The sequence below is a fragment of the Streptomyces sp. CRN 30 genome (assembly GCF_034105845.1).
Genome location: NZ_JAVRHI010000124.1, coordinates 18,543 through 28,326, shown reverse-complemented (window position 1 = coordinate 28,326; position 9,784 = coordinate 18,543). Strand labels below are relative to the sequence as shown.

10 protein-coding genes, 1 other RNA gene and 1 pseudogene are annotated in these 9,784 nt (G+C 73.1%); 5 read left to right on the top strand and 7 right to left on the bottom strand.

All coding sequences use genetic code 11. From position 1 onward, the window contains the following. From rnpB to UW392_RS11985, 4 genes and pseudogenes are all read right to left on the bottom strand, one after another. An RNA gene (gene rnpB / locus UW392_RS12000) (RNase P RNA component class A) lies at positions 1–247 on the bottom strand; the annotation flags it as partial. Between the two features lie 124 nt (positions 248–371). Continuing rightward, positions 372–1,088: pseudogene (locus tag UW392_RS66945) on the bottom strand (DMT family transporter); the annotation flags it as partial. An 82-nt stretch (positions 1,089–1,170) separates the two neighbouring features. Continuing rightward, on the bottom strand, positions 1,171–2,028 hold the full coding sequence (locus UW392_RS11990) for an AraC family transcriptional regulator (protein WP_320774915.1): 858 nt from the start codon (positions 2,026–2,028) through the stop codon (positions 1,171–1,173). Further along, the gene (locus UW392_RS11985; RefSeq protein ID WP_320774914.1) at positions 2,028–2,606 is read right to left on the bottom strand and encodes a Uma2 family endonuclease; all 579 of its coding nucleotides are present in this window, start codon (positions 2,604–2,606) and stop codon (positions 2,028–2,030) included. The genes UW392_RS11990 and UW392_RS11985 overlap by 1 nt, the downstream gene beginning before the upstream one ends. Before the next feature lie 176 nt (positions 2,607–2,782). Between UW392_RS11985 and UW392_RS11980 the strand changes: the two genes are divergently transcribed. The 5 genes from UW392_RS11980 to yaaA all read left to right on the top strand — a co-directional run bounded on the left by UW392_RS11980 (position 2,783) and on the right by yaaA (position 6,829). After that, a complete protein-coding gene (locus tag UW392_RS11980) occupies positions 2,783–3,553 on the top strand; it encodes a MerR family transcriptional regulator (RefSeq protein ID WP_320774913.1) in 771 nt (256 codons plus the stop codon). Then, positions 3,550–4,152 carry a hypothetical protein gene (locus UW392_RS11975; RefSeq protein WP_320774912.1) on the top strand — a complete coding sequence of 201 codons (603 nt, stop codon included), beginning with the start codon at positions 3,550–3,552 and terminating at the stop codon, positions 4,150–4,152. Before UW392_RS11980 ends, UW392_RS11975 begins: the two co-directional genes overlap by 4 nt. A 74-nt stretch (positions 4,153–4,226) precedes the next feature. Beyond that, positions 4,227–4,952: a HEAT repeat domain-containing protein gene (locus UW392_RS11970; protein WP_320774911.1), complete on the top strand. Its 726-nt coding sequence runs from the start codon at positions 4,227–4,229 to the stop codon at positions 4,950–4,952. Positions 4,953–4,959: 7 nt separating this feature from the next. Further along, positions 4,960–5,964, top strand: coding sequence for a HEAT repeat domain-containing protein (locus UW392_RS11965; protein ID WP_320774910.1), 1,005 nt, complete (start codon positions 4,960–4,962; stop codon positions 5,962–5,964). Between the two features lie 82 nt (positions 5,965–6,046). Further along, complete coding sequence (yaaA, locus tag UW392_RS11960) at positions 6,047–6,829, top strand: peroxide stress protein YaaA (RefSeq protein WP_320774909.1); 783 nt, start codon at positions 6,047–6,049, stop codon at positions 6,827–6,829. 25 nt (positions 6,830–6,854) lie between these two features. Here yaaA and UW392_RS11955 read toward each other — a convergent pair whose 3' ends face one another. Genes UW392_RS11955 through UW392_RS11945 form a run of 3 tightly spaced genes read right to left on the bottom strand, consistent with a single transcriptional unit; the run spans position 6,855 to position 9,712 of the window. Next, positions 6,855–8,090: a bifunctional RNase H/acid phosphatase gene (locus UW392_RS11955; RefSeq protein WP_320774908.1), complete on the bottom strand. Its 1,236-nt coding sequence runs from the start codon at positions 8,088–8,090 to the stop codon at positions 6,855–6,857. A gap of 18 nt (positions 8,091–8,108) precedes the next feature. Beyond that, positions 8,109–8,852, bottom strand: a complete 744-nt coding sequence (locus tag UW392_RS11950) for a zinc ribbon domain-containing protein (RefSeq protein WP_320774918.1) — start codon at positions 8,850–8,852, stop codon at positions 8,109–8,111. Next, positions 8,849–9,712: a Nif3-like dinuclear metal center hexameric protein gene (locus UW392_RS11945; RefSeq protein WP_320774907.1), complete on the bottom strand. Its 864-nt coding sequence runs from the start codon at positions 9,710–9,712 to the stop codon at positions 8,849–8,851. Before UW392_RS11945 ends, UW392_RS11950 begins: the two co-directional genes overlap by 4 nt. Positions 9,713–9,784 lie beyond the last annotated feature (72 nt).

Sequence of the window (9,784 nt, the reverse complement as noted above, 5' to 3'; positions counted from 1 at the left end):
CCTCTTGACCTTGCTCCGGGTGGGGTTTACCTAGCTGCCCAGGTCACCCTGGGCACTGGTGGTCTCTTACACCACCGTTTCACCCTTACCGGGGGCCGTACGGATACGGTCCCCGGCGGTCTGCTTTCTGTGGCACTGTCCCGCGGGTCACCCCGGGTGGCCGTTAGCCACCACCCTGCCCTGTGGAGCCCGGACGTTCCTCGGGAAGCCCCTCAAGGGGACTCCACGCGGCCGCCCGCCCGGCTCGTCTGCCGTGCGGACCATGGTACCCGGCGCCCGGTCCTCCCCGGCGACGCCGGTCCCGCGGCCGTCGCCAGTACCGAGCCCGCCAGGATCAGCGCGAAGGCGGTGAGGACGGTCGGCGTCAGGGCCTCGTCCAGGAAGACCGCGCCCACCGCCACCGCGACCGCCGGGTTGATGTAGGTGATGACCGACGCCCGGATCGGGCCGACCTCCTTGATCAACTCCAGGAAGGCCACGAAGGCCACGGCCGTGCACAGGATGCCCAGGCCGGCGAGGGAGAGCAGGACCTCGGAGGACGGGAGGGCGGCGGGCCGGGTGGCTGCGGCGGGTACGGCGTAGACCAGGGCCGACAGGGTCAGGCAGGCGGCCGTGAGCTGGAGGGAGGAGACGTTCCGCAGGTGGCGGGCGGCTATCAGCGGGGCCGTCGCGTACCCGAGGACCGTCAGGAACACCTCGCCCAGTGATTTCGCGTCGCCGCCCGTCAGGTGCGGGACCGTCAGCACCGCCACGCCTCCCAGGCCCAGCGCCAGGCCGGTCACCCGGCATGGGCCGAGGCGCTCCGTGTCGCCGAAGAAGCGGGCGAGGACGACGCCGACAATCGGGACGCCCGCGATGAGGAGACCGGCCGTGGAGCTGGACAGGTGGCGTTCGGCGTCGGTGAGGGTGAACCAGGGGCCGATGATTTCGATGACGGCGAAGGCCAGCATGGGGCGCCAGTGGGTGCGGACGGTCTCCGGCAAGGCGCCCTGTCGTAGCGCGAAGGGGAGCAGGAGCGCGGCGCCCAGCGCGCAGCGCGTGAACACCACCATGGACGGGGAGAGGTCCTCCACCGCCACCTTGATCATCAGGTAGGGGACGCCCCAGACGACTCCCATCAGGGAGAACAGGAACCAGCCGCGTGCAGTCATGCGGGGAGTGTCGGCCGGGTCAGGGCCGGGTGTCTTGAACGCTGTTGCGGTACGCCGCCGGGGTCACCCCCAGCACCCGGCGGAACCACCGGGTCAGGTGCGCCTGGTCGGCGAAGCCCACCAGCGGGGCGACCTCGGCGGGGCGCAGGCCGGAGTCGAGGAGGGCGCGGGCCCTGGTGACGCGGTACTGGGCCAGCCAGGCGTAGGGCGGTATCCCCATCGTCGTACGGAAGGCGCGGAGGAGCTGGTAGCGGGAGAGGCCGAGGTCGGTGGCGAGGCCGGCCAGGGAGGGCGGGGCGAGCAGTTCGTCTGCCAGGCGGTCGCGTACGGCGTGGGCCACTCGGCTGGTGCCGGGGAGTTCGTCCGTGCTCGCACGGGCCGTGGAGTGCCGGTGGGCCAGGGCCGTGAGCAGCCAGGGGAGGCGGGACTCGGTCTCCAGCGGGTCGGGGCAGGTGCTGAGGTCGGTGTGGGCCGTGCGGAGGGCCGTGGCCAGTTCGGGGTCGTGGAGGACGGGGTCGCGGAAGTGCGGGAGGCGGTTGCCGAGGGTGCCGTCCGTGAACAGGGCGGGGGCGGCGTACAGGGCGCGGTACGAGTAGCCGTCCGCCGCAGCCGGGCCGCCGGTGTGCATCTCGCCGGGGTCCAGGACGACGATGGTGCCGGGGCCGGAGACGATGCGGCCGCCCCGGTACGCGATGGTCTCCAGGCCGCCGACCGTGACGCCCACCGTGTACTCGGCGTGGGCGTGCGGGGCGTAGACGTGGCTGTCGAAGCGGGCGGTGAGGAGGTCGAGGGGTGGGCCGCCGCGGCCGAGACGTGTTCTGGTCCAGCTTGTCTGTTCTCGTACGACCACCGTGCGCCACCCCCGCCTCGACGACATCAGAGGAAGTCGGTGGTTTCCAGTTCGAAGGCGAACGGCTCGGGGAGAGCGATCGGCTTGCCGAAGGGAACGGTGCGGTGTTCCCGGTAGTCGCCCTTCCCCGGGTCGCTGAACAGCGTGATCGATGAGGTCCCGCGGTCGACGAGCAGGTACAGCGGGATTCCGCCACGGGCATAGCAGCGGCGTTTTGCCTCACGGTCGGCCTGGGGCCTGGTGGACGTCACCTCAACCACCATGGCCACGCCCTCGCAGGGCATCCAGGAGCCGGCGCCCCGATAGAGCCGGAGCTTCGCGGGGGCGAAGGTGCCGTCCGGGGTCACATGGTTCTTCGGGCAGGCGCCTCCACTGGTCAGCTTCAGGCCCTTGTTACCGGAGAAATCCATGTCGGTGCGGGACCGCCTGATCACCTGCTTCAGGATCAGATTGATGTAGTCCTCGTGATCCCCGTCCGGCGGCGGTGTCACAACGATCTCCCCCTCGATCAGTTCCGCCCGGAAGCCCTCCGGGGTGTCCAGGGCGAGGAAGCCCTCCAGCAGGACGTCGTCCTGGGTGAGCGGCTCGTGGGCCACGGCAGTCATGTCACGCCCCTCCTTCTGTCGGCCGTCAGACTGGGACATCGCCGAACCACCCGTCCTGGAGATCGGGAACCGTTCCCTCGATCGTGGCACACGGGTCCGACGGCCGTCAGGCACACGCCGTCCGCTTGACCCTGCCGCTTGACCCTGCCGCGACGTCAACGTCTCTACTGGTCGGCATGCGGATCGGAGAACTCGCCGCGGCCGTCGGTGTCACCACCCGGACGGTGCGGCACTACCACCACCTCGGGCTGCTGCCCGAACCGGAGCGGCGCCCGAACGGGTACCGCGACTACACCCTGCGGCACTCCGTCGTCCTCGCCCGGATCCGGCGGCTCACCGAGCTGGGGCTCGGGCTCGCCGAGGTACTGGACGTGCTGGCGGACGACGAGGGGCGGGAGCTCGTCGAGGTGCTCACGGAGCTGGACGAGGACTTGGCGCGGCAGGAGGCCGCGGTCCGGGAGCGGCGGGAGCGGCTGCGGCGGGTGATCGGTGAGGCCGAGCGGGGGCGGCTGCCCGCCGAGGGACCCGTCTCGGCCGAGCTGGCCGCGCTGTTCCGTGAGATGGCCGAGGCCTCGCCGCCGGGGGCCGCGTCCGTCATGGCCGCCAGGGACCGTGAGCTGCTCGCGCTGATGGACACCGCCGCGGCCCCGGAGGCCCGCGAGAAGCTGCTCGCGTCGATCCGCCGCGCGTCCGAGGTTCCGGACGCGGCCGAACGGGCGAACCGCGCGTACGCGCTGCTGGACGAGCTCGCCGACGCGGAAGCCGACGACCCGCGGGTGGAGGCGACGGCACGGTTCCTGGCCGGGTGTGTCCCGGAGGGCATGGTGCCGGAAGCGGGCGTCGACGAGGAGCACGGTTTCCTGCGCGCCCTCTACGCGGACTTCGCCCCCGCCCAGGCGGAGGCCGTCCGCCGGATGCTCCGGATGGTCACGGAGGGGCGGCGATGAGGGCATCCGTACGGGTCGCGGCCGTGCTCGTACGGCATGAGCTCCTGCTGCTCGGCAGCCTGGTGAGGTGGGTGGCGCGGCGTCCGCAGGGTACCGAGAAGGGGCGGGCCTTCGGGTACGCGCGGGGGCAGGGCGCCGTCATGTTCGGCCTCGGGTTCGTGTGCGTGGTGGAGACAGTGGGCCTGGCCGTACTGTTGCGCGGCTTTCCCGTCGTGCACCACGTCTTCCTCGTCCTCGACGTCTACACGGTCCTCATGGTCGCCGGGCTGTACGCCTCGTCCGTGACCCGCCCGCACGTCCTCACCCGCACCGACCTGCGGCTGCGCCGCTTCGCCACCGTGGACCTGTGCATTCCGCTCGGCTCCGTGGCCTCGGTGCGCCGTGAGCTGCGGATGACCGACGACAAGCGCGAGAGTGAGCTCGACCTCGCCATCGGCGCGCAGACCTCGGTCACGGTCGATCTGGCCGAGCCCGTCGAGTACACGACCTTCTTCGGAGGGCGCAGGACGGTACGGGTGGTGCGGTTCCACGCGGACGAGGCGGACGAGCTGGTGAGGGAACTCGTCCTCGGGCGAACTGGGGCGAGTTCGGCCGAATGATCGGGGAACGGGACGGCCGCACTTGACCTTGACACGGTGACAGGCCTTTCACTGCCGTCGGGGAGGTGGTCCCGATGACCATGCCGGATCAGGACACGCAACAGAACACGGAGCAGGACACGCAACAGGACACGAAGTCGATGCGAGCCCTCCGCGGGCTGGAGCACGGCGACGCGTCGGTGCGGCTGCGGGCGGCGCTGGCGGTCGGTACGAGTCCGGATCCGGGGTTCGTCGGCGCGCTCGTCGCGCGGTGCGCGGTCGAGCCCGAGTTCTCCGTGCGCGAGATGCTGACGTGGGCGCTCACCCGTCATCCGGCGTCCGAGACGGTCCCGCGGCTCGTCGGCGAGCTCCGTTCGGCGCGTGCCCAGGCGCGGAGTCAGGCGCTGCACACGCTGTCGAAGGTCGGGGACCGGCGGGCCTGGCCGGCGATCACACGGGCGCTGCTGTCCGACGCGGACGACGAGGTGGCGCGGAGCGCCTGGCGGGCGGCGGTCGTGCTCGTGCCGGAAGGTGAGGAGCCCGGGCTGGCCGGAGTGCTGGTGACACAGCTCGGGCGCGGTGGGCGCGAGACACAGCTGAGCCTCAGCCGGGCGCTGGTCGCGCTCGGTGAGGTGATGCTGCCGTTGCTGCGCGCCGCGATGACGGGTGACGTCCTCCCCGTGCGCCGGCACGCGGTCGCCACGGAACGGCTGTTCCGCGACCCGGATGCCGGATTCGAGTTCGCGATCGAGGAGGCGAAGCGCATCGTGGCCCTCGGTGAACAGGGTCCGACGCGCGCCGTCGGCGGCCAGGAGGGATGACCCGCCCGTGTTGATCGGTGAGGTGGCACGACGCTCCGGGGTCAGTGCCCGCATGCTCAGGCATTACGAGGCGCTGGGCCTGGTGCGGCCGACGGGTCGTACCGGGTCCGGATACCGGGAGTACTCCGGTGCGGACATCCGGCGGATCTTCCATGTCGAGAGCCTGCGCTCGTTGGGGCTCTCCCTGCGTGAGGTCGGGCGCGCGCTGGACGATCCCGGTTTCGACCCGTCGGCGCTCGTCGACGACCTCGCCCGCCGGACGCGGGAACGCATCGCGGCCGAGGAGGAGCTGCTCGTACGGCTCCGTCGGATCGGCGCCGCGGAGCCCGGTGACTGGGAGGACGTCCTCCAGGTCGTCGCGCTCCTCCAGGACCTGGGTTCGGAGAGCGCCGGAAAGCGCCAGCGCGCGGCCCTGTCCTCGGTCGGGGAGCTGCCGGTGCCGGTGGAAGCCCTGGTCGAGGCCGTGTTGCGGGAGACGGACACGAACGTCGCCGGGGCTCTGCGGTGGGCTCTGGCGCGATCGGGCGCGGGCGCGTCGGCCCTGCTGGCGGAGGGTCTCGGCGCACCCGTGGCCGAGGTGCGGGCACGCGCTGTCCGGTCCATCGCCGAGATGCCGGGCGCCGAGGCGACCGCACTGCTGCGGCAGGCCCTCACCCACTCCGACGCCGCGGTCCGCAGGTACGCCGCTCTGGCGCTCGGCGCACGGGGCGTGGCCGAGGCGGTCCCGACACTCGTCGACATGGTCGTCGAGGAGGCGAACGACGTCGACGCGGCCGATGCGCTGAGCGCGCTGGCGGGCGATGCCGAGCTGGCGGACCGGATCGCCACCAGGCTGGTCGAACGACTCGCGCACGACACCCTCGGGCCTTCCGGCCGGCGGCGGCTGGCCCAGGCCCTCGCCGGCATCCCGGGGGAGACGACGTCCCGTGCCCTCGCCGAGCTGTCCCGGGACGAGGACCGCGGTGTCGCGCTCACCGCGACGTACGTTCTCGCGTTGCGCGACACGCGGTGACGGACCGCGTCACCACGCGGACGCCGTACGCTGGCGCGGGGCTCCACGTGCCCCGACCCACCCCGTACGAGGAGAACCATCCGTGCTCGTCCTGCTCCCGCCCTCCGAAGGCAAGGCGCCCTCCGCCCCCGGCACCCCGCTGGCGCCGGAGTCGCTCTCGCTGCCGGGGCTCGCCCCGGCCCGGGAGGCCGTGCTCGGGGAGCTCGTCGAGCTGTGCGCCGGGGACGAGGAGAAGGCCCGGGAGGTGCTCGGGCTGAGCGAGGGGCTGCGGGGTGAGGTCGCCAAGAACGCCGAGCTGAGGACGGCGGGTGCGCGGCCCGCCGGGGAGATCTACACCGGGGTGCTGTACGACGCGCTGGGGCTCTCCTCGCTCGATGCCGACGCGCAGCGGCGGGCGGCCCGGTCCCTGCTCGTCTTCTCCGGGCTGTGGGGGGCGGTGCGCGTGACGGACCGGATCCCGTCCTACCGGTGTTCCATGGGCGTGAAGCTGCCCGGGCTCGGTGCGCTCGGTGCGTACTGGCGGGCGCCGATGGCCGGCGCGCTGCCCGAGGCCGCCGGGGACGGACTCGTGCTCGACCTGCGGTCCTCCGCCTACGCGACCGCCTGGAAGCCGAAGGGGGAGGTCGCGGGGCGGACCGCCACCGTGCGGGTGCTGCACGCGCCCACCCGGAAGGTCGTCAGTCACTTCAACAAGGCGACCAAGGGGCGGATCGTACGGGATCTCCTCACCGAAGGGGCCACGCCGGCGGATCCCGCGGAGCTCGTCCAGGCCCTGCGGGACCTCGGGTACGTCGTGGAGGCCGAGGCGCCCGCGAAGGCGGGGAAGGCCTGGGCGCTCGACGTGCTCGTGGACGAGGTCCACTGAGGACGGCGGCGGCCGGACCCGGTGGTCAGCGCAGGTGCGACGTGTCGTTCAGCAGCCGCACCGACGCGTTCCCGTCCCCGTAGTACGCCACCGCCGACAGCGAGGCCGCCGACAGCTCCATGCGGAACAGGGACTCCGGGGGCGCGCCGAGGGCGAGGCGGACGAGGGTCTTGATCGGGGTGACGTGGGTGACGAGCAGGACGGTGCGGCCCGCGTACGTGGCCGTGAGCGCGTCCCTGGTGGCGGCGGTGCGCCTCGTCACGGCCGCGAAGCTCTCGCCGCCGCCGGTGGGGGCGGCGTCGGGCGAGGCGAGCCAGGCGTCCATGTCCTCGGGGTGGCGGGCGCGCACCTCGGCGAAGGTGAGGCCCTCCCAGGCGCCGAAGTCGGTCTCGCGCAGCCCGTCCTCCACCGTCACGTCCAGGCCGAGCCGGGCAGCGACGATCCCTGCCGTCTCGCGGCAGCGGGCCAACGGCGAGGTGACGACGGCCTGGATCGTGCCGCGGGCGGCGAGGACGGCGGCGACGCGTTCCGCCTGGTGGCGGCCGGCGCCGGAGAGGGAGGGGTCGGAGCCGCCACTGCCCGAGAAACGCTTCTGCGGGGTGAGCGGGGTCTCGCCGTGCCGGAGGAGGACGAAGGTGGCGGGCGGGCCCAGGTCGGGCGGGGGGCCGACGGACGCCACGTTGCGCGCGGCCCGCAGGTCGGCGTCCGACTTGAGCGCCGCTTCTGCGCTCGGAGCTTCCGTGCTCGTGCTCGGAGCTTCCGTGCTCGTCCCCGGAGCTTCCGCGGCCGAGGCCTCCGCGTCCGGGGCCCCCGCCAGGTCCGCCGTCGACTCCGCCGGAGACCACTGCTCGCCGCGCAGCCCCGCGTCCATCGCCTCGTTGGCCAGCCGGTCCGCGTGCTTGTTCCGCGCGCGCGGGATCCACTCGTACGTGACGCGGGACGGTGGGAAGACCGCCGCCGCCTCCATGGCCAGGGGCTTCATGTCCGGGTGCTTGATCTTCCAGCGGCCCGACATCTGTTCCACGACGAGCTTGGAGTCCATGCGGACGTGCACCGTGGCGTCCGGGTCCAGTGCGCGGGCGGCCCGGAGTCCCGCGAGCAGGCCCCGGTACTCCGCCACGTTGTTGGTCGCCACGCCGAGGAACTCGGCCCGCTCGGCGAGCGCCTGGCCGGTCGCGGCGTCCAGGACCACCGCGCCGTACCCCGCGGGTCCCGGGTTGCCCCGGGAACCCCCGTCGGCCTCGACGACGAACTCCGTCACGCCGTACGCCCCGTACGCCTAGACGCCGGAGTCGGCCGTGCGCACCAGGATGCGGCGGCAGTTCTCGCAGCGGACCACCGTGTCGGGGGCGGCGGCGCGGACCTCGTTGAAGTCGGTGATCGCGAGCTCCTGGCGGCAGCCCTGGCAGGTGCGCTGGTACAGCTTGGCCGCGCCGATGCCGCCCTGCTGCCCGCGCAGCTTGTCGTAGAGCTTCAGCAGGTCGGCGGGGACGGAGCCGGCGATGACCTCGCGCTCCTTCGTCACCGTGGCCGCCTCGCCGTCGAGCTCCTCGAACGCGGCGTCCCGGCGGGCCGTCGCGTCGTCGATCTTCGACTGGACGGAGGAGACCCGGCCGGTCAGCTCGGTCACCCGCTCCTGCGCGGACTCGCGGCGCTCCATGACCTCCAGGACGACGTCCTCCAGGTCGCCCTGGCGCTTGGCGAGGGAGGAGATCTCGCGCTGGAGGTTCTCCAGGTCCTTGGGGGAGGTGACGGCGCCGGAGTCCAGGCGCTGCTGGTCGCGGGCCGCGCGCTGGCGCACCTGGTCCACGTCCTGCTCGGCCTTGGTCTGCTCGCGGGCGCAGTCGCCCTCCTCGGTCTGCGCGGCCACCAGCAGGTCGCGCAGCTGCGTGAGGTCCTTGGTCAGCGACTCGATCTCGGCGTGCTCGGGGAGCGACCTGCGCTTGTGGGCGAGCTGCTGCAGGCGTACGTCCAGGTCCTGCACGTCGAGGAGGCGGATCTGGTCGGCGGGCGCGGCGTTCAGTTGGGGGCTCCCGGGTTGTCGGTGGTGGTGGACGCCGCGTGGGCGGTCCAGGGGTCGGTGACCGTCCCGGAGACGTGGACCCTGAGGTTCCAGCCGTGGCGGTCGGAGATCTCGTCGAGCTGGGCTGCGGCCAGCTCGCACCAGGGCCACTCGGTGGCCCAGTGCGCGGCGTCGAACAGCGCGAGAGGCGTACGGGGGTCGTGCGCGCGGGCTTCCGACGCCGGGTGGTGGCGCAGGTCCGCGGTGAGGAACGCGTCGACGCCCGCCGCCCGTACGGCGTCGAAGAGGCTGTCGCCGCTGCCGCCGCTCACCGCGACCGTGCGCACGAGGGCGTCGGGGTCGCCGGCGGCGCGGATGCCCTGCGCGGTCGCGGGCAGCAGTTTCGCGGCCCGGTCGGCGAACTCCCGTACGGTCAGCGGGTGGTCCAGCTCGCAGACGCGGCCGAGGCCACGGCGGCCGGCGGGGTCGCCGGCGTCCGGCACGAGGGGGCGCACGACGCGCAGGTCCAGGGCGCCGGCGAGCGCGTCGCTGACCCCCGGGTCGGCCGTGTCGGCGTTGGTGTGGGCGACGTGCAGGGCGACGTCGTTCTTGATCAGGGTGTGCACGACCCGGCCCTTGGCGGTGGACGCCGCCACCGTCGTCGTACCGCGCAGGTAGAGGGGGTGGTGGGTGACCAGCAGGTCGGCGCCCAGTTCCACCGCCTCGTCCGCGATCTCCTGGACCGGGTCGACGGCGAACAGGACACGGGAGACGTCCCTGTCGGGATCGCCGCAGACCGTGCCGACCGCGTCCCAGCCCTCGGCCCTCTCGGGGGGCCAGAGCACGTCGAGCGCGGCGATGACTTCAGACAGACGGGGCACGGGGAAAAGGCTACCTGCCTTCCCGCGGTGCCCCACCGGCCGCGGTTCACTTGACCAGCCCGGACCGCCCGG

Bases quoted from the DNA above. Each gene is read 5' to 3' on its own strand.
- UW392_RS11990 (WP_320774915.1), bottom strand. From the start codon at position 2,028: ATGTCGTCGAGGCGGGGGTGGCGCACGGTGGTCGTACGAGAACAGACA.
- UW392_RS11985 (WP_320774914.1), bottom strand. From the start codon at position 2,606: ATGACTGCCGTGGCCCACGAGCCGCTCACCCAGGACGACGTCCTGCTG.
- UW392_RS11980 (WP_320774913.1), top strand. From the start codon at position 2,783: ATGCGGATCGGAGAACTCGCCGCGGCCGTCGGTGTCACCACCCGGACG.
- UW392_RS11975 (WP_320774912.1), top strand. From the start codon at position 3,550: ATGAGGGCATCCGTACGGGTCGCGGCCGTGCTCGTACGGCATGAGCTC.
- UW392_RS11970 (WP_320774911.1), top strand. From the start codon at position 4,227: ATGACCATGCCGGATCAGGACACGCAACAGAACACGGAGCAGGACACG.